This window comes from Pseudoalteromonas sp. JC3, assembly GCF_030291895.1.
In the GTDB taxonomy this organism is placed as follows: Bacteria; Pseudomonadota; Gammaproteobacteria; order Enterobacterales; family Alteromonadaceae; genus Pseudoalteromonas.
Window position 1 is genome coordinate 3,325,842 of the sequence record NZ_CP127855.1, and the last position, 24,322, is coordinate 3,350,163.

The 24,322-nt window shown below is 44.2% G+C and carries 15 protein-coding genes; 9 read left to right on the forward strand and 6 right to left on the reverse strand.

Features of this window, described 5'->3' with window-relative positions:
- Nucleotides 1-8: 8 nt before the first annotated feature.
- The 5 genes from QSH61_RS14415 to QSH61_RS14435 all read right to left on the reverse strand — a co-directional run bounded on the left by QSH61_RS14415 (nt 9) and on the right by QSH61_RS14435 (nt 8,603).
- On the reverse strand, nt 9-2,990 hold the full coding sequence (locus QSH61_RS14415; protein ID WP_174169839.1) for a TonB-dependent receptor: 2,982 nt from the start codon (nt 2,988-2,990) through the stop codon (nt 9-11).
- Nucleotides 2,991-3,119: 129 nt separating this feature from the next.
- Nucleotides 3,120-5,441 carry a penicillin-binding protein 1B gene (gene mrcB, locus QSH61_RS14420; RefSeq protein ID WP_206472230.1) on the reverse strand — a complete coding sequence of 774 codons (2,322 nt, stop codon included), beginning with the start codon at nt 5,439-5,441 and terminating at the stop codon, nt 3,120-3,122.
- 161 nt (nt 5,442-5,602) lie between these two features.
- The gene (locus QSH61_RS14425) at nt 5,603-6,832 is read right to left on the reverse strand and encodes an ammonium transporter AmtB (protein ID WP_010606081.1); all 1,230 of its coding nucleotides are present in this window, start codon (nt 6,830-6,832) and stop codon (nt 5,603-5,605) included.
- 13 nt (nt 6,833-6,845) lie between these two features.
- On the reverse strand, nt 6,846-7,184 hold the full coding sequence (locus QSH61_RS14430) for a P-II family nitrogen regulator (protein WP_206472229.1): 339 nt from the start codon (nt 7,182-7,184) through the stop codon (nt 6,846-6,848).
- Nucleotides 7,185-7,373: 189 nt separating this feature from the next.
- Nucleotides 7,374-8,603 (reverse strand): GGDEF domain-containing response regulator, encoded by a 1,230-nt coding sequence (locus QSH61_RS14435; RefSeq protein WP_010372263.1) that lies wholly within the window; start codon nt 8,601-8,603, stop codon nt 7,374-7,376.
- Between the two features lie 276 nt (nt 8,604-8,879).
- On the opposite strand from QSH61_RS14435, the gene QSH61_RS14440 reads away from it, so the two are divergent.
- The 5 genes from QSH61_RS14440 (at nt 8,880) to serA (ending at nt 13,689) form a co-directional block, all read left to right on the forward strand.
- Nucleotides 8,880-10,391 (forward strand): S10 family peptidase, encoded by a 1,512-nt coding sequence (locus QSH61_RS14440; protein WP_206472227.1) that lies wholly within the window; start codon nt 8,880-8,882, stop codon nt 10,389-10,391.
- 139 nt (nt 10,392-10,530) lie between these two features.
- On the forward strand, nt 10,531-11,064 hold the full coding sequence (locus QSH61_RS14445; RefSeq protein ID WP_010606079.1) for a hypothetical protein: 534 nt from the start codon (nt 10,531-10,533) through the stop codon (nt 11,062-11,064).
- Nucleotides 11,061-11,690, forward strand: a complete 630-nt coding sequence (locus QSH61_RS14450; RefSeq protein ID WP_010606078.1) for a 5-formyltetrahydrofolate cyclo-ligase — start codon at nt 11,061-11,063, stop codon at nt 11,688-11,690. The genes QSH61_RS14445 and QSH61_RS14450 overlap by 4 nt, the downstream gene beginning before the upstream one ends.
- 104 nt (nt 11,691-11,794) lie before the next feature.
- On the forward strand, nt 11,795-12,448 hold the full coding sequence (rpiA, locus tag QSH61_RS14455) for a ribose-5-phosphate isomerase RpiA (protein WP_010372275.1): 654 nt from the start codon (nt 11,795-11,797) through the stop codon (nt 12,446-12,448).
- Nucleotides 12,449-12,459: 11 nt separating this feature from the next.
- A complete protein-coding gene (gene serA / locus QSH61_RS14460; protein ID WP_039493776.1) occupies nt 12,460-13,689 on the forward strand; it encodes a phosphoglycerate dehydrogenase in 1,230 nt (409 codons plus the stop codon).
- Nucleotides 13,690-13,752: 63 nt separating this feature from the next.
- On the opposite strand, the gene mdh is transcribed toward serA, so the two are convergent.
- Complete coding sequence (gene mdh, locus QSH61_RS14465; protein WP_010372282.1) at nt 13,753-14,685, reverse strand: malate dehydrogenase; 933 nt, start codon at nt 14,683-14,685, stop codon at nt 13,753-13,755.
- Between the two features lie 241 nt (nt 14,686-14,926).
- Between mdh and argR the strand changes: the two genes are divergently transcribed.
- The 4 genes from argR to QSH61_RS14485 all read left to right on the forward strand — a co-directional run bounded on the left by argR (nt 14,927) and on the right by QSH61_RS14485 (nt 24,247).
- Nucleotides 14,927-15,394, forward strand: coding sequence for a transcriptional regulator ArgR (argR, locus tag QSH61_RS14470; protein ID WP_010372285.1), 468 nt, complete (start codon nt 14,927-14,929; stop codon nt 15,392-15,394).
- A 411-nt stretch (nt 15,395-15,805) separates the two neighbouring features.
- Nucleotides 15,806-16,417 carry an OB-fold-containig protein gene (locus QSH61_RS14475; protein WP_206472225.1) on the forward strand — a complete coding sequence of 204 codons (612 nt, stop codon included), beginning with the start codon at nt 15,806-15,808 and terminating at the stop codon, nt 16,415-16,417.
- A gap of 83 nt (nt 16,418-16,500) precedes the next feature.
- On the forward strand, nt 16,501-18,678 hold the full coding sequence (locus QSH61_RS14480; protein WP_206472224.1) for an SPFH domain-containing protein: 2,178 nt from the start codon (nt 16,501-16,503) through the stop codon (nt 18,676-18,678).
- Between the two features lie 70 nt (nt 18,679-18,748).
- Complete coding sequence (locus QSH61_RS14485; RefSeq protein ID WP_206472223.1) at nt 18,749-24,247, forward strand: DNA repair ATPase; 5,499 nt, start codon at nt 18,749-18,751, stop codon at nt 24,245-24,247.
- The last annotated feature ends 75 nt before the right edge of the window (nt 24,248-24,322 follow it).

A 24,322-nucleotide genomic window follows, 5' to 3' on the forward strand; every position in this document is an offset into this window, starting at 1 on the left:
ATTAAGTATTAAAACTTAAATGTCGCACTCAAGCGAATCTTACGAGGCTCTTGGAAGTACTTAGGTAACAGGTAGTCTGGATCTGGATCACCACGATACCCTTCGAAATTATCACCTTCATCAGGTACTGTTTTTCTAATTTCAGAAACTTCATTATACTTGGTCGGTTTATCGTTATTAAACACGTTGAACACGTCCGCTCTGAATGTCAGATCGTGATCATAAACAGTCGTGTTATATTGTAAGCTCAAGTCTAGACTCCAAGTGTTAGGGGTAGTCCCTAAAGAGCCACGAGGTACGAGCTCGCCACCGCGATAAAATGACTCTGCATCGTAGTAAGATGCGAATACATCTGTCGGGTGATATCCATAAGCCCCATATGGACGACCCGTCTGCCATAAGAAGTTTGAACCTAACAGAATATTTTCTGTGATTTCGTAAGCAAACTGAGCTTTGATCTGATGACGTCTGTCATTAGGCAAGTTGCCTTTTGCACCATCAGTCAAGCCTGGTTGGTCAAAGTTGGTTGTTGCACCCGCATCATCTTGCTCGTTATCTGAGCGTACGAAACCTTCATTATTACCCCAGCTATGCGCCCAAGTATACGTTAGATCTAACATCCAACCATCGCCCCAAGCTTTGCTAAGGTTGATGTCAACTGCCCCATATTGACGCTCTGACTCTGGATAACCTAGGTATGAAGCTGGAATAGTATACTCTTGGTTTGCTAGCGGTCCATCACCATCAGGGTCAGTCGCAAAGGTTACATCTGAACCAGGGTTGGTTAGCACATAGTAATGGAAACCATCACACACTGTACAACCACTGCCAAACTCAGCTTTTAAATAGTCGTCAAAGCCTTTGTCAACCGCAATGTCCTCAAGCGAGCTACCAAGATTACGGTAAGTCCCTTTAACACCTAAGCTCCAATCATCATCAAGCATCATCTGAAAACCTAAAATAAATTCATCTTGATACATAGGATCTAGGTCTTGATTAACGGTTTCAGCGGTGTTTTTCAAAGTACCATCTGCTAGTACCAATAAGCCACCTGTCGCTTCACCTAAAATTGGCTCTTTAGAAATATCATCGGCGATACCAAGTACTTCAAATTGCTGGCGAGTATAAAGCTCATCACCTGCCATACGAACGTTTGTATTCGTTGCAACCGGTAAGAAATAGCGGCCAAAATTAGCAAATACTTTAAACTCACCTTCCCCGTATGGGTCCCAACTTAAACCAACTCGAGGAGCCCATTGGTCGCTCACATCAATAAACTTTTCACCTGCTTTATTATAGTTTTCAAAGGTTTCGTTTCTTAAGCCTAAAGTAACAGTTAGATCGTCAGTGACAGTCCACGTATCAGTAATATAATAGGCTGAACTATTGGTTTCAAAATCACCGATATTGCGGTATATCTCTTTACGTACTGACGTACACGATGAAGGGTCTCCTGCACGTACAGCGTCCATATCCGCACAGCCTTCGTAACGATATGAAGCACCGCCAGCACGCTGTGTCTGGTTAACCGCCTCTAACTCTTCTCTATCAATACCAAAACGTAGAGTATGATTATCCGTCACATACCAATCAAAATCTAAGCGGTAAGCTGTTCGTTTATCTTCTTCCAAGCTAGGTGTACTTAGTGCCCAATCACCCAGATCAGTACTAGAGAAGCGCTCGTATACACGTGGATACTCACCAAAAGGTGAACTACCTGCGTTAACGTTACTGTAGTTTGCTTCATTTACACCATACATTGCGCTCATTGTGAATGTATCAGTCAAAATACCTGTATATTTGAATGAGTAAGTTTTACCACCACGCTTTTGAGTGTAGTCTCCTCGACGAGAAGTCGTTTTGTGCGCTTTTGAATCCCAGTTATATTTCACACTATCAAGATCACTTGAGCTATCCCACCCAGTAAACTCAATAATGTGATCATCTGTAATGTAATAATCTAATTTAAGAGCAAGGAACAAATCGCCTGATTCACGAACGTATTTTGTTGACTCCTCTGCGTAATCAGAATCACGTTCGTTATAATTAGCAAGGCCAAAGAAGAAAAGTTTATCTTCTATCAACGCACCACCAGCGTACAGTGTATATTCGTTTTTACCTACTTTTCGTTCTTCTTGGTCACGGTGATAAATATCCGTACCATAAAGAGCTTCACCTTCCGCCGAACGATAAGCCTGAGGACTAGTCTCGCGCAGTGAGCTTGGCTCTAAAACTACCCCGCCACCGTACTCAAAAGTATTGCTACCGCGACGTGTTGTGGCATTAATTACACCACCCGTTGAGCGACCAAACTCGGCAGAGTAACCACCTGTTTTCACCTCAAAGCTATCGTAAAAGTCAAACGGAACATCTGCACCACCTAGACCATTACGGAAGTTTGTGACATTCATACCGTTAACATAGTAGCTGTTTTCACCTACTGATGACCCACCAAACGAAGCGATATTACCGAATGATTCATCACCTTTTGTCGTGCCTGGTGCTAACATTGCAACTGAGGCAATATCTCGCGAAACAGGAACTCGAGCAAGGAACTCTTGGTCGACAATAGTCACCGCTTCACTGGATGCCACATCTATCGAACTAATGCGAGATCCTACAACCTCAATCACTTCAGTACCATTGCTAGAAGTAACAGAGAGTGGAATATTTGTACGTGTACCCACTCTAACATTTACATCTGTTTGCTGGTGTAATATTTGGCCATTCTTTTTAACGGTTACATCATAGGTACCCGCTGGCAACAACGGGAATCGGTAACTACCGTTATTACCTGTAGTAACTACACGCTGCAGTCCAGTATCTTTATTAAGTATCTCAATAGTAACGCCTGATACTGATTCTCCCGCAGTGTTCTCTACAACACCGTATAGAAACCCTGAAGATGTGGCGTCGGCTGCGATCGCGGTACCTGAAACCAAGGCACCAACTACAGCCAAAGAAAGGATATTTCTTTGAAATGTCTTCATTATTATATTTCCTTTGAACATTGTAATTGTTATATGTTCAGTTTCTGTTCCCTGAACGGAAATATACTATGACAAACAAGAGAATAATTAAAGATTAGTTTACAAAAATACTTTCAAGTTCCTAAATTACTAACAACCTGGTCTGGGTTCAAACATACTCTCTCTAATAGGTAGCTGTAATACAGGACCACAACTCGGAGGCGACTGCTTACCCGTTTTCGGATTGATAAAGGCCCAGCGAATGGACTTTGGACGCTCATCAACAATCGCTTGTGGATTCAGCGGCTTGAGATACCGAATATAAAGTTCAAGCGCTCCTTGACTGCCCGTTAATCCCGTTGGCTTATTATCATCACGGCCAATCCAAGCCACGGTGACCGTATTTTGGTCAAAACCTGCAAACCAGCTATCTCTTAAATCATTACTAGTCCCCGTTTTCCCTGCAAGTTGAATTGAGGGGAAGTGAAGGTTAAGACGTTTAGCAGTGCCTTTTTTAGTTACACGCTTCATGCCATATTTCGTCATGTATACCGCATCGCTGTCTAGCGTTTGGTTTTTTTGCACGGGATGTTCGTATACCAGCTTACCCAGTGAATCGGTGATCGCCATGACACTAGTCAACTCGCTCTGCTTACCATCTGCAGCAAGTGTGGTGTACGCCTGTGCAACATCAAAACTGGATAACTCTAACGCGCCCAACAATAAAGAAGGATAAAGTGGAATCGACTTAGAAACACCAAGGTCATTCAAAGTTTGCGCGACTCGATTCACACCCACATCCAAGCCAAGGTTTACTGCTGGAATATTGATACTATTGCTGAACGCTTCAAACATTGGTACTTGGCCTCTGAATTTATGATCAAAGTTCTCTGGAGACCAAACTTTACCTGAACCGTCAGTCACTTCGAGTGGACTGTCATCAAGTAGCATACCCAAATGGTAGTTTGGATTCGACAAAGCGCTCAAATAAATAGCGGGTTTAACCAGTGAACCTATATTGCGCTCGGTGTCTAATACCCGATTAAAACCTGAAAACTTCAACTGGCGACCAGCAACTAACGCCGATACGCCCGCTTTTTCAACATTAACTGACAGCATCGCGGTTTCTAGCTCTTCCGTTTTGAAACGGCGCTCTAAGTAAGGTAAGCCCTTTTTAACAGCATCTTCCATCGCCGTTTGCTTTTGTAAATCTAGGTAAGTAAAAATCCGAATTCCAGAGTCGACAATGTCATCATCAGGCACCAGTTTCTTTAACTCGCGATTCACCAACTCCAAATATCCAGGATAAGACTGCATACGGCTCGCTTTTAAAGGCTGTACATCAATCGGCCTAGAGAGCGCCGCGCGATACTCAGGGGTTGTGATGAGGCCATTTTCCACCATCAACCTTAAGACTAAATCGCGCCTTTCCATTACCCGCTCAGGATATCGTCTTGGGTTATAAAAAGACGGTCCTTTAACCATTGCAACTAACATAGCGACTTGGTCAAACTCAAGCTCGTCCACTGGTTTACCAAAATAAAAATCGGCCGCAAGCCCCATACCATGAACGCCTTGATTATAGGCTTGTCCCAAAAACACTTCGTTTAAATAGGCTTCAAGGATTTCATCTTTGCTATAACGGAAATCTAAAATCAATGCGATGAATGCTTCATTCACCTTGCGGATTAAGGTGCGATCTCTGGTGAGATAAAAGTTCTTTGCGAGCTGTTGCGTAAGCGTACTGCCACCTTGCACAGTTCGCCCCGCTTTGATGTTGGCATACAGCGCACGCAAAATAGACAGCGCAGAAACACCATGATGTTCGTAAAAGTCTCGATCTTCTACCACCAGCAGTGTTTCTTTTAAAATATTAGGGAATTTATCGAACGGAACAAACTCTCGGTCTTGGCGCGATTCATTGCCGATCCGAGCAATCTGCACCGGCTCTAAGCGAGCGCCGGCTAAGCGCCGACCTTGATTATCAACAATATTGGCAAGCTTTTTACCAGCAAAATTAAGCGTAAAAATACGCGCCACTTCTGGGCCATCGTAGAATTCGAACGCGCGACGATGGATGGTGATTGTGCGACCTTGAACGATATATTGACCGGTACGGCTGATACGATTTACACGAGAATAGTTAAGCCGCTTCAGCTCCCACAGCACTTCATCCTCATTAAGGAATTGATCGGGGAAAAACTGCATCGATCTGGCATAAACCTGAACGGGAAGTTCCCACTTATTGCCCTCAAACTGCCGGCTTATTTTGGCGTCTAAGTAGATGATATAGATTGCAACAAGGAATATCGCCGCAATAGTCCCTTTCCAAAAGAAAGACCACAACGTGCTCAGTACACGGCTTTTAACTCTTTGCATCTTAGAACCGTTTTGCTGGGTATTGTTTTTACGCGAAGTGTTCGCTTTGACGTTTGATTTGTTGGCAGGTTTTCGTTTCTTTTTATCCGTCATGACCCAAGTAAAACTAAAAAATGAATCGCAAGATGGTAGGGTAACCTAAATTAACAACTGCTGAAAGTAGAATAATATATATAAAGAAAAGTGAGCCCTGTTGGACTCACTTTGTTTAGACAACGAGAACTTTACAATATTGACTGAGAGCCAAATTGGTATTATTGTCCGCGAACTGTCACGAACTCGGGATAGGCATCTACGCCGCAATCATGTTGATCCATACCGCTTAGTTCTTCTTCTTCGCCAACGCGGATCCCCATGCTCGCTTTCAATACACTCCAAACAATATAAGAAGCAATGAAAACAAAACCTAAAATAGTGATAAGTCCCACAGCCTGACCTTGGAAAGTAGCGTCTGAGTTTGAAAATGGCACCATCATCACACCTAGCGCACCACATATACCGTGAACAGAGATAGCACCGACAGGATCATCAATTTTTGCCTTATCTAGTGCAACGATACTAAACACCACCAATGCACCGCCTATGGCACCGAGAATAAGCGCTAATACAGGTGTTGGAGAGGCAGGCTCAGCGGTGATGGTCACTAAACCTGCTAGTGCACCATTAAGTACCATAGTTAAATCCGCCTTGCCCCACATTAATTTACACACCAACAGTGCAGCAACCGCACCTGCCGCCGCCGCCGCATTGGTATTTAGCATGATTTGGCTGACCGCGATGGCATTTTCTTTGTCGGCAAGGAACAGTTGAGAGCCACCGTTAAAGCCAAACCATCCCATCCACAAAATAAAGGTGCCTAGTGTAGCCAGTGGCATGTTGGAACCAGGAATTGGGTAAATCTCACCATTTTTGCCATATTTTCCTTTGCGCGCACCAAGTAACAGAACACCCGCTAGTGCCGCAGCAGCACCGGCACCATGCACAATGGCTGAACCGGCAAAGTCAACAAAGCCAAGCTCAGATAAGAAACCACCGCCCCACGTCCAATAGCCTTCTAACGGGTAGATAAAACCAGTTAACACCACACAAAATGCTAAAAACGCCCACAATTTCATACGCTCGGCAACAGCGCCAGAGACAATTGACATAGCCGTTGCAACAAATACCACTTGGAAGAAAAAGTCGGATTGCAGTGCATGGTCGGCATCATCAGCTGCACTGCCAATGAGCGCACCGAGACTTGGTAAAACCCCACCTTCGGCATTATCGACATACATGATGTTGTAACCAATAAGCAGATACATAGTACAAGCAATGGCGTACAGTGCGACGTTCTTGGTAAGGATTTCAGTGGTATTTTTTGAGCGTACTAATCCCGCTTCAAGCATAGCGAATCCGGCAGCCATCCACATAACTAAGACACCAGAGATCAAAAAGTAAAAGGTATTTAATGAAAATTTTAGTTCTATTATTGTATTTTCCATTGTTCGGCTCCCCTTAAATGGCTTCTTCATCAAGTTCGCCGGTACGGATCCGAACAACTTGGTCTAAGTCGTAAACAAAGATTTTTCCGTCACCAATTTTTCCAGTGAACGCAGCCTTTGTAACCGTTTCCACAACGCGCTCGGTGTTTTCGCTTAATGTCGCAATTTCTATTTTTATTTTTGGAATGAAATCGACTTGATATTCTGCACCGCGATACAGTTCGGTATGACCGCGCTGACGTCCAAACCCTTTAACGTCAACAACCGTCATACCTTCAATCCCTAGATCGGCTAACGCTTCACGTACCTCATCAAGCTTAAATGGTTTTATTATTGCACTTATCATTTTCATGCTGAGTCCCCTTAGGACAGTTGATCCTGTTGTATGCAGTAATCCAACCTTTATGCCAAATTTTTTATTCCTTAATTAACAATGAATTAAAGTGAGAGGTGGAATTTCACGCATAAAAAATGCACCATCTAGGTGCATTGATATTAAGTCTGAACTGAATTGGTGCATAAACACCCAAATAACGAAAAGCTAATGCGCGATAACGCAATTTCGTTGTTTGTCCTTCGCTTTGTAGAGCGCCTTATCTGCCTTGCGCATTACTTCGCTTAAACTCTTTGATTGGCAAGCCGCGAGGCCAATACTGATGGTGCAATAATGCTTACCCTCAGGAATTTTGAATGCTTGCTGTGCAAGGCGCTCTCTAAAGTCTTCTAGCATGTGCTTTGCCATCTTCATATCTGAGCTTGGAATAAGCAAAGCAAACTCTTCCCCACCGATACGTGCGACAATGTAGTGACCAAATGCACTACGCAGTAAATCAGCAACTTGTTTAAGTACATCATCACCGCTTTCATGGCCATATTGATCATTAATAGACTTAAAGTGATCGAGGTCTAACAATGCCAATATATGCTGGCTCGGTTTGTTCTTGATTAAACGCTCTGCTTGCTGACAAAAATAGCGGCGGTTATAAAGCCCTGTTAAATAGTCTCGATGCGCATATTCTTTGATTTCTGCGATCAAATTGAGCTGTTCCATCGTCTGCATGATACGACAATGAAACTCTTCACTCATAAAAGGTTTTGCCAAAAAGTCATTGGCGCCGTATTTGATAAACTTTGCTGACAAACCATGACTTCCTGCGCCAGACAGACCAATAATCGCCAACTCATCTCGTCCACGACTATTACGAACGGATTTTACCAACTCAAAGCCATCCATCGTCGGCATCGCAAAGTCCGTCAGCAGTAGCTTAATTTCATGGTCAGATAGCAACATCTCCAATGCCTGTTCGCCATCTTGCGCCTCAAGCACTGTAAATAATTGCTTTTCAAGCATCTGCTTCATTACCGCGCGACTGATCACAGAATCATCGGCGATCAGCGCCTTGCAACCTTGGTTTCTCAATAGTCTAGATGCTAACTTGACCGCGTATAGGTATGAATCGCGGTTATCTTTAATCACATAATCCACCACACCCATTTCAAGCATTTGCTGGCGGCTATATTCATCTATTTTTGAGGTCAACACCACGGTGGGTATTTTGTGGCTAAGCGTGAGCTGCACGACCTCTGCGTCCATCGCATCGGGCAGCGTTAAATCTACCAGCGCCAATGTATATTGGTGCTGTGCTAAGAAGTCCTTACTTTCCTTGAGGGACCAAGCAAAATCGATTTCGACATCTAGATGCTGAGCAGCAAGGTGTCGCAATACCTGTTGTACGACTTTACTGTCTTCAACAATTAAAATTCTTTGCATGGATTGAGATCTCTTAAGTACAACGAGAAGCGCAGTGAAACAAGAATTTAACGAGGCTAAATACTTTATTACTACATAATTAAGTATTAAATATACGCGAATCTTGCACTAAAAAAAACCAAATCGGCTCAAATTCGTTACTTTTCGATAAACGAGGTTACAACAGCCTATTTTTCAAACCTGCCGTTTTTTTTGTTGAGTTTGTCTCAACGGCTTTGAATTTCAGATGAAATACTTCTTTAATGCAGACATACCTAATGCAATACCGAGGAAGCAATGAAAAAACTACTACCACTATTGCTCATGAGTTGTGCCCTACTCTCAGCACCAAGCATAGCTGAGGAGCACAACCGCGCAATTGAGATAGATCATAAAATAACAACTGAGCATAGAGCCGAAATAAAAGGTGAACGTATTAACTACACCGCGACAACAGGCACGCAGCCGGTGTGGAATGAAAACGGCGACGCAGTTGCAACGTTGCATTACACCTACTACAAGCGCACAAAAATCAAAGATATGAGCAAACGTCCGCTGCTGATCTCATTTAACGGTGGTCCGGGCTCGGCTTCCGTGTGGATGCACATTGCCTATACTGGCCCAAGAGTATTAAAAATTGATGACGAAGGATATCCACTGCAACCTTACGGCTTGAAAGACAACCCATATTCAGTGCTAGATGTTGCCGATATTGTTTATGTAAACCCAGTCAACACAGGTTATTCTCGCGTACTCAAAAATGCTGAAGGTAAATATCCGAGTAAAGCCGAACAAACAAAGATGTTTTTTGGCGTCAACGCGGACGTGAAGTACTTAGCCGAATGGCTCAATACATTTATTCATCGCAATGAGCGTATGCTTTCTCCTAAGTACCTGATTGGTGAGAGCTACGGCACGACTCGAGTGTCAGGTCTTGCGCACGCGATGCAAAACAATCAGTGGCTTTATCTCAATGGCGTGGTGTTGGTATCTCCTACAGAAATCGGCATTAAACGAGAAGGTCCGGTTGAAGTGGCAAACCGTTTACCGTATTACGCTGCCGCCGCTTGGTACCACAAAGCGCTGTCTTCTGAATTGCAAAATAAAGATTTACTCGAAGTACTTGCAGAGGTTGAACAATATACGGTTGATCAGTATCTTCCCGCACTCGCCAAAGGCGCATTTATCAGTGCCCAAGAAAAGCAAAGTGTGACACAGGCCGTTGCTAAATATAGTGGCTTAAGCGAGCGCTTTGTAGCTCAAAACAACCTAGATATTCCTACTGCCGCATTTTGGAAAGAGCTATTGCGTGAGCGTGGCTATACCCTAGGTCGGTTGGACTCACGCTATCTTGGTATTGATAAAAGAGATGCAGGTTCTCGCCCTGATTATTGGCCTGAGCTGACCTCTTGGTTGCACTCATTTACGCCAGCGATTAATCATTACTTCGCTACAGAACTCAACTATAAAACCGATGTAAAATATAATATGTTTGGTTCAGTTCACCCTTGGGATAGCAGCGATAATAATGTCGGTGAACAATTACGATTAGCGATGGCACAAAACCCTTACCTAAACGTGATGATCCAGTCTGGCTACTACGATGGCGCAACGAATTACTTTGATGCCAAGTACAATATGTGGCAACTCGATCCGAGCGGAAAAATGCGTGATCGCTTAAGCTTTAAAGGTTACCGCTCCGGGCACATGATGTACCTGCGTCATGAAGATTTACAAAAATCGAACGAAGATCTCCGCGACTTTATCTTAAAAACAACACCCAAAGCAGATCAGTCAGCGCTTTACTAAATTCCCAACCCATTGTGGCCGCGCAAGCGGTCACTTATCTTAATGCTCACCGGGTTGTAAAAATTTCCTTTTATCCTTCTACAGTTACCTATAATCTAGATATACTCAATACTATCTCTCTACAACTTAGGCACGCACCATGAACGAGCAGTTTAAAGTCGTCTTCGTTGGCATGGCCGACGGTAAGGATCAACAAAGCGCCGCTATCGCGATGGCAGACAGGTTGAAAACCTCACCCTCAAAGATCCAGCAATTTTACGCTGGCAAGAACTTGTTTGCTCCTGCAGATAAAGCCAAAGCGCTAAAACAGGTAAAATTACTTGCAAGCGCGGGGATCAACGCCAAGCTACAAAGCCAAACAGCCGCTACCCCAACTAACGCGGATCAAGAGCGCGTATTTGAAGCGCTGGATTACATCACAAGCAGTCTAATACGTATCGAAGAGCGATTAGAAGAACTTGAGCAACGCGTAGCACCAACCGCTCATACTGAAATTGAAGATACAACTGACGAAGAGTGGGAGACGAAGGAGCTATTCGATGAGCTGGACTTTGAGCCTAGCCCTCCGGCTAAATCTAAAACTTGGCTATATTATCTGCTCGCTGTATTAATTATTTTATTTATTCTGCTTGGTGTAAGTTTGTTTTTCCCTGAGTGGCTCGCGTTAGAATGAATAAAACTAATAACAACATAAATAAATCTCAAGTTACTCGTGCTGATTTGAGAAAAATGATTAGAAACGCAAGAAACTCGCTATCAGCAGAGCAACAGAAGACAGCCGCGGCACATCTCAACATTAATTTTTTTCAACAAATAAACCTCCCAAAAAATGCCAATATAGGGGTCTATATTCAAAACGATGGCGAACTAGATACATCCCTTTTAATTCAATCGCTTTGGGATAAAAATCACCAGGTTTTCTTACCCGTAATCCATCCCTTCAACCCTGCAAATTTACTCTTCCAGAAGTATGAAAAAAACTCACCCATGAAGGCAAATCGCTATGCTATCTTGGAACCTAAGTTAGATTGTTCAGCTGTGGCACCGCTTGCATCACTGGATTTACTTTTGATGCCTCTGGTTGCTTTTGATGAGCAAGGTAATCGCCTCGGTATGGGCGGTGGGTACTACGATAGAACTTTAGCGTTACACTACGCTGAGCAGCGAGCTAAACCAGCACTTGTTGGCCTTGCTCATGATTGCCAGCAAGTTCCGAGCTTACCAACAGCAGCTTGGGATGTACCGCTCCCAACTATCCTCACTCCAACCCAACTATACACTTGGCCAAAAAATAATTGAGCAGGCAAATAGTTAAGCGCATTTTGAGGCGCTTTTGACCATGACGCTGACACTTTGATTGAGTTATACTCCATACAACTTCAATGACAACTAAGTGTAGCGTTATGACTCAAGATGAAATGAAAAAAGCCGCGGCATGGGCAGCTTTGAACTATGTAGAAGAAAACACCATTGTTGGGGTTGGTACAGGCTCAACGGTAAACCACTTTATTGATGCGCTTGGCAGTATCAAGGATCAAATCAAAGGGGCAGTATCAAGCTCTGAAGCTTCAACAGAGAAGCTAAAAGCACTTGGTATTGAAGTTTTCGAGCTAAACGATGTGTCAGAGCTTGCGGTATATGTTGATGGCGCAGATGAAATCAACAGCACCAATGAAATGATAAAAGGCGGTGGCGCAGCACTGACGCGCGAGAAAATCGTTGCAGCCGTTGCCAAGAAATTTGTTTGTATCGTTGATAATACAAAGCATGTTGAGACGCTAGGCGCATTTCCACTACCTGTTGAAGTGATCCCAATGGCGCGTAGTTACGTGGCAAGAGAGTTACTAAAATTAGGTGGCGATCCGGTTTACCGCCAAGGCGTTATCACTGATAACGGCAATGTCATTCTTGATGTGCATGGCCTAGAAATTAGCGCAGCAAAAGCGCTTGAAGAAAAAATTAACCAGATTGTTGGCGTCGTGACTAATGGCTTATTTGCCGCGCGTGGCGCTGACGTTGTAATAACAGGCACTCCAGAAGGGCCTAAAATCAACTAGTGAGATTACAGATGAGCAAGGTTTCGTTATCAAAGGATAAAATTCGAATTTTGTTGTTAGAAGGTGTGCACCAAAGCGCCGTTGAGACACTAAAGCGCAATGGTTATAGCAACATAGACTACGTTAAAACATCCTTACCGGAGCCTGAGCTGATCGAGCGGATCAAAGATGCTCACTTTGTCGGGATCCGCTCACGTACCCACCTTACGGAAGCAGTATTAGAACAGGCTGAAAAGCTGGTCGCTGTTGGCTGTTTCTGCATCGGCACCAACCAAGTGGATTTGGATGCCGCTAAAAAACGCGGTATCGCCGTATTCAACGCGCCATTTTCTAACACCCGCTCTGTGGCTGAACTCGTATTAGGTGAAATTCTCTTGTTACTGCGCCGTGTTCCTGAACGTAACGCAAAGGCACATCGCGGTGAATGGGATAAATCTGCCGACGGTTCATACGAAGCCCGTGGTAAAACGCTGGGTATTATCGGTTATGGTCACATTGGCACCCAGCTTGGCATTATGGCTGAGAATATCGGGATGAACGTCGAGTTTTATGACATCGAAGATAAGCTCACGCTTGGTAACGCAACCCAGTTACACACGCTTACGCAACTGCTACAAAGAGCGGATGTGGTCAGTTTGCATGTACCAGAAACGTCGCAGACCAAAAACCTTATCGGCATGGCCGAAATTGAAGTGATGAAGCAAGGCGCAATCCTAATTAATGCATCACGCGGAACGGTTGTTGATATCGACGCCTTAGCTGAAGCATTAGCGGCAAAGAAACTTTCCGGCGCTGCTATTGATGTATTCCCCGTTGAGCCAAAATCTAATCATGAAGAATTCGTCTCACCACTACGCGAGTTTGACAATGTACTGCTAACCCCACACGTTGGTGGTTCTACCCAAGAAGCACAAGAAAACATCGGTGTAGAAGTCGCGGGTAAGTTGGCGAAGTATTCAGATAATGGTTCAACAGTCACGGCAGTCAACTTCCCCGAGGTTTCTCTACCAGAATTATCAAACCGAAGCCGTTTATTACACGTACACGTAAACCGCCCAGGTGTACTAACGCAAATCAACCAAGCGTTCGCTCAGCACGGTATCAATATTGCGGCGCAATACCTACAAACGGATGAATCTATTGGTTACGTGGTTATCGACGTCGATAGCGACCACTCTGAAGTGGCGTTGAAAGAGTTAAGTGCAGTTGAAGGAACTATCAGAGCACGTATTCTTCACTAAGAATAATCACACATAAAAAAACCAGTCACTGTGAGGCGACTGGTTTTTTTATATCAATCTGGCTTACGCCATGAAATCAACACCTTCTTTGATGTCTTTTTCAAGTGTCGCTAGCATGTCGTCTTTTGCTTTTTGCTCAAACGCGCTTAGCTCACCGTAAGGAAGTAACTTCTCTACACCGTTTTTACCAAGGATAACTGGCTGTGCAAAGAATGTTGCATCGCCTGTGTTACCTTCAACGTATGCGTACTCAAGTACTTCTTCACCTTGTAGACCTTTCACTAGTGAGAAGCAGAAACGTGCTGCTGCTGCACCCATTGAAAGTGTAGCTGAACCGCCACCCGCTTTAGCTTCAACCACTTCAGTACCCGCGTTTTGGATACGAGTCGTTAGTGCAGCAACTTCTTCGTCAGTGAACTCAACACCTTCAACTTGAGAAAGTAGAGGTAGAATTGTAGTACCTGAGTGACCACCAATTACTGGGATCTTAACTTCAGCAACGTCTAGACCTTTAAGCTCTGCGATGAAGGTTTCAGCGCGGATAACGTCAAGGGTTGTTACACCGAATACGCGAGCTGGATCATAAGTACCTGCTTTTTTGAACACTTCAGCAACGATTGGTACCGTGCCATTTACTGGGTTTGTGATGATACCAACAAGTGCTTTAGGGCAGCTTCTAACGATACCTTCAGCAAGTGTCTTGATGATACCTGCGTTAACGTTGAAAAGGTCAGCACGGTCCATACCAGGCTTACGAGGCATACCAGCAGGGATAAGCACTACGTCAGCACCTGCAAGAGCTGGGTCTAGGTCGTCTTTACCATAACCCGCTACTTTTACCGCAGTTGGGATGTGAGATAAGTCAACTGCAACACCAGGTACAACAGGTGCAACGTCATAAAGCGCTAACTCCGAGCCAGCTGGAAGACCATTTTTAAGCAATAAAGATAGAGCTTGACCGATACCGCCAGCGGCACCTAATACAGCAACTTTCATTTGAATTCTCCATAATTTGAAGGTGGAATTGAGTGTGCAGTAAAGATAATGAAAAGCGCTGTTAAACACAAATTAATCACGGTTATTTTCGAGATTTTTTGACTAATGTCTTAAATAAAAGTGTAAAGATCGCGACACTTTGTCCACTTATGCTTTACGACTGCCATTTTGGTCGCGCAAATTTGGGAATCTCGGTGGTTTTGTGTAGAATTTAAAGATTAGCCGTAAAAGAAGACAGACTATGCAGCCGCAAGAAAAACAAGAAGCACTGATCAAAGCATTTAAAGCCATTTTAAAAGAAGAAAACTTTGGCTCTCAAGGTGAAATTGTTGATGCTCTAAAACAACAAGGTTTTGACAACGTCAGTCAGAGTAAAGTATCGCGCATGCTGAGCAAGTTTGGTGCTGTACGTACACGTAATGCTAAGCAAGAAATGGTTTACTGTTTACCCGCAGAAATGAGCGTTCCAACAGCAAAAAGCCCTTTGCGTCAGTTAGTCGTTGATATTATGCACAACGAAATGATGATTATTATTCGAACCAGTCCTGGTGCTGCACAATTAATTGCAAGACTACTTGACTCATTAGGCACCGCAGATGGTGTATTAGGTACCATTGCTGGCGATGACACGATTTTTATTGCGCCTGCCAAAGTATCTGAAATCGACGTTACTCTAGATAAAGTAAAAACCCTGTTCGATAACGTTTAGTCTATTATTTTTATCGGTGCTAACTCACAAGTTAGCACTTACTCTGGTACTTTCCTCCCAACAAACACGCTTTCCCACTATCACAATAAACAGAATAAACTGCTTATCTTTACAGCAAAAAAATGTTTGACATAATATGTCCTTGTGTGGCAACTTTAGAAACGCAAGGTGAGATTTTTCTCACTACGCATGGATAGTTTTTAAGCTGATTGACTAGCTTCTCGGACTTGTTTCCTGCGATGTCGATAACCCATCGGACACGCACGCTATTCTTTTCACTCATCTCACTATCCTATGATGCGGAACTTACCGCTTTGATAGGCCCAAAAAGCGCCTGATGACGTTGAGTGGGCCAGTTTACTTGCTTACTTAACCACTTAAAAAGGAAAAGCAAGGAGTTAGGGAGCAACAATGGAATTTTTAAATACTGTATTTACGTTTCCCACTGTTATTTTTTCAACACTATTACTCATAGTGCTATTGTTCTGGTTAATTGCTTTACTCGGTTTTGCTGATATCGATATCTTAGAAGGCGATGTTGATATTGAAGCCGAAGGCGCAAGTTCTGGTTCTTTTTGGGAGGTTGCTTTTGGTGGCGTCCCAGTGAGTATTTCACTGAGCCTAATCATCGCGCTGGGCTGGATTGTCAGTATTTATGTACAACAATTTTTTGCTTACCTACTGGGTAATGGCATTTTTTACTACCTGATGGGAACGGCATTTATGCTCGTCAGCCTCATTGTTGCACTACCACTAACCGCCGTGATTGTACGGCCATTACGGCGCTTTTTCGAAAGCCAAGAAACCACATCGAAGCAAGCGCTGGTTGGGCTCGAATGCGTCATTGCAACATCAAGAGTCAGTAACACTTTTGGCCAAGCCCGAGTATATATTCAAGGAACGGATCAACTCATTGAAGTACGCTCGGATGAAGATAACACCTTCACACTAGGAGACAGTGCCTTACTTATCGAACACGACCCCCTTACACATAGCTACACTATTGTGGCTAAACCTTGGTAATAATACAGAAAATAACGGAATTTAGGAACGAGTTGATACAGCTAATACCAACTCAAACAACATAGCGCAACGCAGGAAAAAACATGGAATTTCTAAACAACCTCGGACCAGTGCTCACAATCGTGGGTATATCCATCGTCATTATTTTTGCCATTCTACTTCTGATTGGAAAGTTCTACCGCAAGGTTGAACAAGGTCAGGCACTGATCATCAACAAGATGAAAAACGAACCTGATGTTACGACAACGGGCGGCATCGTACTACCTGTGATCCATAAAATGGAAGTCATGGATATTTCAACTAATCGCATGGTATTAGAGCGTCGTGAAAACAGCGGCCTGATCTGTAAAGATAATATCCGTGCTGACATCGCCATTACTTTTTACATTCGCGTAAACGAAAACAAAGAAGATATCCTACGTGTTGCGAAACAAGTTGGCTGTGCCCGCGCATCTGCACCAGAAACCTTACAAGCATTATTTGAGGCAAAATTCTCCGAAGCCTTGAAAACCGTTGGTAAGCGCATGAATTTTGAGGAGCTATTTACACATCGTAATGAGTTCCGAGATTCTATTAAAGAAGTGATTGGACAAGATTTATCTGGCTATACGTTAGAGGATGTGGCGATTGATTATCTTGAACAAACCTCTATCGAAAAGTTAGATCCAAATAACATTCTTGACGCTGAAGGTATTCGCCGTATTACCGAAAAAACCTCGCGCCAAAACGTGGAAACTAACCAACTTAAATGCGATGAAAAAGCGCAAATCGACAACCAAAACCAAGCAGCCTTTGAAAAAGCCGCAGAAGTCGAGCGTCAACGAGAAGATGCCAGCGCGAGACAGCGCCGTGAAATCGAATCAGTGCGCGCTCGTGAAGCCGCTGAAGCTGAACGTGTTAAGCATGAAGAGCGCTTAAAAGCCGAAGAAGCACGCCTCAAAGCAGACGAAGCAATTGCAATTGCAGAACACAACAAACAACGCGAAATCGATGTTGCAGAGCAAAATCGCCTTCGCTTACTCGGCATAGAAGAAGAAAAAGTCACGCGTTCTCGCCAAATTGAAATTATCGAACGCGAACGCGAAACCGAAATTTTACGTATCCAAAAAGCCAAAGCACTGGAAGTCGAGCAAAAAGAAATCGCCGATGTTCAGCGTGAACGGGTTGCCGTAGAGAAAACCGTTGCCGAGGAACAAGAGCGCATCAAAGACGTGCAATGTATTGCTGAAGCCGAGCGTGAGAAGCAAGCGAAAATTATTCTTGCTCAAGCTGAGGCCGAAGAAGCGTTGGTTAAAGATATTGAAGCGGCTAAAGCTAAAGAGCAAGCTGCCGAATTTAAAGCCCGTGAAATGGAAAAAATGGCCGCAGCAGAACTACGTATTGCGAACCAAACCGCAGAGTCGAAGAAGATTCTTGCCGAAGCTGCCCAAGTTGAAGCGGCTGCGCCTGGTCTTGCAGAAGCCGATATCATCAAGGCTAAAGCTGCTGCAAGTGCGATACAAGGCGAAACAGACGCTAAAGTGCTACAGCAAAAACTAGAAGCCGAAGCACAAGGCAAACGTGATATTGGCCGCGCCGAAGCCGAAGTACAAGCTGCAATGGCAGAGGCAACCAAGAAGCAAAGTGAAGCCGAGGCACAAGGCAAACGTGAAATTGGTTTAGCAGAAGCTGAGGTTCAATCAGCAATGGCTGAAGCAATTGAAAAACAAGGTGAAGCAGAAGCTATCAACCTTGAGCGTAAGATGTCAGCAGAAGCCAAAGGTCTTACAGAGAAGCTGGAAGCACTTAATAAGATGGATAAAGACGCCCGTGAATACGAAGGCTTTACACTACAGCTAAATCAACAGAAAGAGCTGACGCTTGCGAGTATCGAGGCAAACAAACAAGTTTCTGCAAGTCAGGCTGAAGTATTAGGTAAAGCACTAAGCGGTGCTGATATCAACTTTATGGGCGGCGACGGCCAGTTCTTTAACCAGTTTATGAATGCCATCACAGTGGGCAAGTCAATTGACGGCTTAGTCGGCGAAAGTAAGACGGTACAAACCGTATTTAAAGATCACCTAAACGGTGAGCGTAATTTGATGGACGACCTAAAAGGGGTGTTGGCTGGTGCAAATGCGTCGTCGGAAACGCTAAAAAACATCAACATGAGTAAGTTCTTCCAACAACTAAGCAATAGCTCAGATGCGGACAAACAGCAGCTACTCAAGTTACTTGGCGGCTCGTTAAATGGCAGTAAACAAAGCGAACCACTAGAGTAATTAACCCTGAGGAGTCAATCTGCTTGGCTCCTCTCCCCCATTTGCGACAGCGCACATAGGAAAGCAAAGAATGACGGAAGCAACGCAACAAGCGCCAGAGCGAACGCTCGAACAAGACTCTTATCAACTGATTAAACGCCGACTTAGTAACTTTGGCAGCGAACTGAAAAGTCAAATAGATAAACTCAACCAACAGCGTGTTGATACTTTTGGCAGCACCGAGCTTAAAGTGAAAGGTCGAGCAAGAGTTCGTACTGAGCATAACTGCGTACCGCGCGACATCGTACTGATCGGCGACAAGCTTATCTTTGCTTATAATGTCTTTATGGGGCTTAAACAAAATACCCAAGTCAGCGATGTATTCACCGTACAAAAGCTACACTTGCAAGAAGACCACTACGAAATAGAACCTTACCCGCAAGAAACCAAATTCCTCACTGATCAACGTTTCTTACGGGACTTCGACGAACTATACACGTATTACAAAGACACCCGTCTACAACACCTATTTGTTAAATCAAACAAGCTCTTTGCGCTATTTCAGATTGGCGAAAAACTCTCCGATGTTCGTGTGTTCCGCTGGCAAATCGCCAAAGATGACACCATAGATTATATTGATAATCGAGGAGAGCGTGACCTAGGCGAAGTGGAAAACTTTGACTTTGAATGGCAAAAAACCGATCGCGCCGATCACGTCGAAGGCCGTCACCCACATATTAATGTAAACGACAAAGTATTTATTGAAGTATCGAGTGGCAAACTCACCGTAAAAATAGAAAACAATACCCAAAGCGGTGAAGGTATTTATCAAGAAGCCGTTGATGACGCCAGTCAATCACTCGCAGATTGCGATTTACGTTTTGCCGAAGTTGGCGAAATGGTGTTGTTAAAATTACTTCCCTACCGAGAAAAACAGTGGCGTTATTTTATTTATAATTGCCGCACCCAGCAGGTATTGCGCCAAGATGCATTGGGTGGTGCCTGTGTTCAATTACCTGAGAACCAGGGAATTATTTTTCCTGGTGGCTATTATTTACAATCTGGGCAAACACGCTATTTTGACGACCAACTGGACGATTTAATTTTCCATCGCCAGATCAAATCACCCAATGGTGAAGATGTACTGTATATCTTCTACGAACCAAACGAGGGTCGTTACGCACTTTTCTCTTACAATATTATTGAGAAAAACCTGCAAAATCCCATTTATTGTCATGGCTATGGAATTTATGACGATGGCTTAGCGCTAACCTTTAAAGCAGAGCCTGAGCCTGAGCGCGTGCACCCTATTCAAATCTGGCAAAGCCCATTTTGTGGCAGCGAGTTTGCCGCACAAGCCCCTCGCGCAACAGGCATATTTGGCCGGATCGGCAACCCGGATTTAGTACGTGCAATTTCTGATTTATACAGTGTGTTCAAAGCCATTAACGAACAAAGCCCCACGGTCTTTCATTATGAAGATTTAATTGCACTCACCCGCAGTATCTTAGACCGCTATCATTGGCTTGCCGAGGCGGACTTTGCGGATGTCACAGCAAAACTACATGAAATTTTTGAAACCTCGGAGCAGGTACTAGACGAATTTGAAAAGGTAAGCCAAATTGAGGCCGACGCTAGGCACGTAGAAGCCGAAATCGAACAAGCCATGCAAGATGTGCTTCGCGAGGTAAGACCTGATAGCTTTAAAACAGCCGAGCAATTTGTCCAGAGCTTAGAGTCTCTCAAACGCTTAAAAGGCAAAGTGATAAGCCTTGAAGAAGTGAAGTACATCAATCTTGACGCGCTATCTGCCATGCAGCAGCAGATTGATGAGCAAACCTTGAGTTTAAGCCATAAAACCGCGGAGTTTTTGCAGCAAGATAGTGCTCTGGCGCCCTACTACGAGCAGCTAGATTCCTTAGAGCAAGCCAGAGCGCAAACAGAGAGTGTCACCGAGCTTAACGGCTTTTTGGCGACCTTGGAAACCTTAAGCGCTGAACTTGATTTGCTCAACCATACCATGCTGGATCTCGACATTGACGATAGCCGCATTCGCACTAAAATTTTGGAAGATGTCAGCGCCATTTATGGTCAAGTAAACCGCGCCAAAGCAGCGTTAGAAATCCAGAAAAAGAGCGTGGGCAGTGTTGAAGCAAAAGCCGAATTTGCGGCTCGTTTTAAGCTTTTCAGCCAAAGTATTACCAGCGGTCTAAGCGCTGCCAAAACCCCAGAGCAATGTGACGACCAGCTCTCTCGCTTACTTATCCAATTAGAAGAGCTCGAGTCTCAATTTAGTCAGTATGATGAATTTTTAACAGAGATCTTGGCTAAACGTGATGACGTTTATGAAAGCTTTGAGGCGCACAAACAGCAGCTCATTGACGAAAGACAGCGCCGCGCGCTGAGCCTAGCAAACGCAGCTGAGCGGATTTTACAGGGGGTGACGCGACGCTCGCAAAGTTTTAAAACCTTAGATGACATCAATAGCTATTTTGCCTCCGATCCTATGATTGGCAAGCTTCGCGATTTAACGCAAGAGCTAAAAAGCCTAAGCGATGAAGTGAAGGCGGATGATATTCAAGCCAAACTCAAGGCCTGCAAAGATCAAGCGATCCGCGCTTTGCGAGACAAGCAAGATATTTATATTGATGGTGGCAATACCGTTAAAGTCGGCAAACATGCGTTTAGTTTCAATAAACAAATCCTTGATTTGACTTTGCTGCCTCGTGGTGAACAGCTGATGTTACACCTCACTGGCACTGAGTATTTTGATACCATTCCTGACGCCAAGGTCAATCAACAACTCAATGACGCAAGCACATACTGGCAGCAAAACCTGATCTCAGAAAATCGTCACTTATATCGAGGCGAGTACCTTGCAGCTCAAGTATTAGCGGCTGCAGAGCAAGATGGCAACGACTTTAGTCTAGCGGATTTAGAACTTGCCGTTGATGAGGGAAGTTTACTGTCTATCGTACAAAAATTTGCAGAACCTCGATATCAAGAAGGCTATGAAAAAGGCATTCATGATCAAGATGCCAGCCTGATCTTAGCAAATTTACTAAAACAAAAACGACAGCTTGAGTTACTCGTCTACCCTGCCAGCTGTCGAATTGCGGCACAGCTATTTTATACTCAACAAAGCAAGGCTGAGCTAGCTGAATTGGCGTTTCAGGCCACACAAGCAGAGCTGATGGCAACGAAGTTAGATGACCATAGTTTTAGCCAACAGCTAAGCAAAGAATTGAGTGAAAAGATCACCGCTTTTTGCCAACAAAATTTATCGAGCTATTTAACCGAGCTACACCGCTTTTCAGGCGAGTTAAGCGCAACTTACTTAATTAAAGCCCTTGCCAAGCAAGTCAAGCCGAGACAATTTGATTTGGCTTCACCTGCAAAACACACCAGCGAGCAGTTTATCTCGATGGCAAAGGCCAAAGGCGTTTGGCAACAGCTTGAAGACTCATTAACGCATTTGACTAAACTTGCGGACAAATGCCGTCTGCTAAACAGCTGGCTGCGCGCCTATGGCAGTAAGCAAAATGAAAGTGCTGAGACCTTGCTTGAGGCCGCTAACTGCATTTTGCTTTCCACCCAGTTAGATATCACCTACCAAGTCAAAGAAGCCGAAATAAAAACCGAAATTTCAGGTTTGATGGGCCAACACCCACGTATCGAGAACCAAGTGCTACACCTAGATTATGCAGACTTTTTTGCCCGTAGTAACGAGTATCTCACGGTTCATGTTCCGGCCTACAAACAGTACCAACAGTTAAAAGCACAAGTGCTTGAGGTACAAAAGCAGCGCTTGCAATTGGATGAGTTTAAACCCAGACCACTAAGCTCATTTGTACGTAACCAGCTGATTGACAAAGTCTACTTCCCTATTATTGGCGATAACTTAGCAAAACAAATAGGGGCTGCAGGAAACAATAAACGCACCGACTTAATGGGCATGTTGCTGCTTATCTCCCCTCCGGGCTATGGTAAAACCACGCTAATAGAGTATGTGGCCAACCGCTTAGGACTCACCTTTGTTAAGGTCAACTGTCCATCCATTGGTCACGACCAAGTCTCTTTGGATCCTGCTCAAGCCATCAACGCGACTGCCGCAAAAGAAATTGAGAAGATCAACCAAAGCTTTGAGATGGGCAATAATGTGATGCTGTACCTTGACGATATTCAGCACACCAACCCCGAATTTTTACAAAAGTTCATCTCTTTATGTGACGGTTCAAGACGCATAGACGGGGTGTGGAATGGCCGCAGTAAAACCTATGATCTGAGAGGCAAAAAGTTTGCCGTTGTGATGGCAGGAAACCCCTACACCGAATCCGGTGAATCCTTTAAGATCCCAGATATGCTTGCCAACCGTGCGGATATTTACAACCTCGGTGACACTCTCAGTGGCTGCGAACAAGAATTTGCCATGAGCTTTATTGAAAATACGCTTACTTCCAATGCGGTGCTCGCACCACTTGCCAATCGTGGTATGGAAGACTTGTACAAGCTAGTACGCATTGCCGACGGAGAAGACATCTCCATCAATGAATTGGAATTTAATTACTCTCAAGCGCAAGTGAATGAAATTGTCAGCGTACTGAAAAAGCTGCTCACCATTCGCAACACCGTGCTCAAAGTAAATGCCCAATATATAGCCTCAGCAGCGCAAGATGATAACTATCGAACCGAGCCGCCGTTTAAGCTACAAGGCAGTTACCGTAACATGAATAAGATGGCTGAAAAGGTGGTTGCTGCCATGAATGACAGTGAACTTGAAAATCTAATTCAAGATCACTATCGCGGTGAAGCACAAACACTTAGCAAAGGCAGCGAAGAAAACTTACTGAAACTGGCTGAATTACGCGGTACCTTAACGGCTGAAGAAGCTACGCGCTGGCATGAAATCAAGGCCGAATATGCCCGCCTGCACCGCAATAGCGACGAAGGAAGCCCTGCGCAATTGGCAGTTGAACAACTAAGCTTTGTCAATAAATCCCTTTCACAAATCGCCGCTAAACTCGATAAAGAGCAGCTTAGCTTTGATTACAGTGCGCTGTTGCAACAATTGGCTCAAGTGCTTAACGAGCAAGAGTTTGCCACGCAGTTAACTGAGCTACGTGAGGCCTTAACGCAGCAACCTTACGCTACACCGCTAAAGCAATTGATAGCTTCACAGCAACAAGTCGCAGAAGAAATTGCGGGGCTGCAAAACGCTATCAAACGCACTGCGAACAACGAGCAGCTACTCGCCAACCTTGGCAAACTCAATGACTTGCTCAGCACCCAAGCGCAGATACAACAAGCGTTGGGTCAACAAGGTCAGCAGCAAAATACGCTATTTGAAAACCTGTCTGAGCGCTTAGAAGCGGTGGCACAACCGCATATTCAAGTCGACAATCACGTTGATGATAGCAGTGCAAAAGCGCTTGAAGCCGTCACCACTTTGCTGACAAATACCTTAGCAAACTCAAGCGCTGAACAAGTCCAGCAGCAACAGCTAAAAGACATTTTACAAAAGCTGGAGGATATTCAATCAAGACCTGTTGTTAGTAACGGATCACCTGCGAAAAACCCGTATATGTTGTAACGGCGGAAAAACGCTTGCGAAACAAGTCAAAGCCCATGGATGGGCTTTGGAGATGTAAAGCTAAAAAACCTGAAC

Excerpts from the sequence above, each read along its gene's own strand:
- QSH61_RS14415 (WP_174169839.1), bottom strand. The coding sequence starts at position 2,990 with ATGAAGACATTTCAAAGAAATATCCTTTCTTTGGCTGTAGTTGGTGCC.
- serA (WP_039493776.1), top strand. The coding sequence starts at position 12,460 with ATGAGCAAGGTTTCGTTATCAAAGGATAAAATTCGAATTTTGTTGTTA.
- QSH61_RS14440 (WP_206472227.1), top strand. The coding sequence starts at position 8,880 with ATGAAAAAACTACTACCACTATTGCTCATGAGTTGTGCCCTACTCTCA.
- QSH61_RS14475 (WP_206472225.1), top strand. The coding sequence starts at position 15,806 with ATGGAATTTTTAAATACTGTATTTACGTTTCCCACTGTTATTTTTTCA.
- QSH61_RS14425 (WP_010606081.1), bottom strand. The coding sequence starts at position 6,832 with ATGGAAAATACAATAATAGAACTAAAATTTTCATTAAATACCTTTTAC.
- argR (WP_010372285.1), top strand. The coding sequence starts at position 14,927 with ATGCAGCCGCAAGAAAAACAAGAAGCACTGATCAAAGCATTTAAAGCC.
- QSH61_RS14435 (WP_010372263.1), bottom strand. The coding sequence starts at position 8,603 with ATGCAAAGAATTTTAATTGTTGAAGACAGTAAAGTCGTACAACAGGTA.
- mdh (WP_010372282.1), bottom strand. The coding sequence starts at position 14,685 with ATGAAAGTTGCTGTATTAGGTGCCGCTGGCGGTATCGGTCAAGCTCTA.
- QSH61_RS14430 (WP_206472229.1), bottom strand. The coding sequence starts at position 7,184 with ATGAAAATGATAAGTGCAATAATAAAACCATTTAAGCTTGATGAGGTA.
- rpiA (WP_010372275.1), top strand. The coding sequence starts at position 11,795 with ATGACTCAAGATGAAATGAAAAAAGCCGCGGCATGGGCAGCTTTGAAC.
- QSH61_RS14485 (WP_206472223.1), top strand. The coding sequence starts at position 18,749 with ATGACGGAAGCAACGCAACAAGCGCCAGAGCGAACGCTCGAACAAGAC.
- QSH61_RS14450 (WP_010606078.1), top strand. The coding sequence starts at position 11,061 with ATGAATAAAACTAATAACAACATAAATAAATCTCAAGTTACTCGTGCT.
- QSH61_RS14445 (WP_010606079.1), top strand. The coding sequence starts at position 10,531 with ATGAACGAGCAGTTTAAAGTCGTCTTCGTTGGCATGGCCGACGGTAAG.
- mrcB (WP_206472230.1), bottom strand. The coding sequence starts at position 5,441 with ATGACGGATAAAAAGAAACGAAAACCTGCCAACAAATCAAACGTCAAA.
- QSH61_RS14480 (WP_206472224.1), top strand. The coding sequence starts at position 16,501 with ATGGAATTTCTAAACAACCTCGGACCAGTGCTCACAATCGTGGGTATA.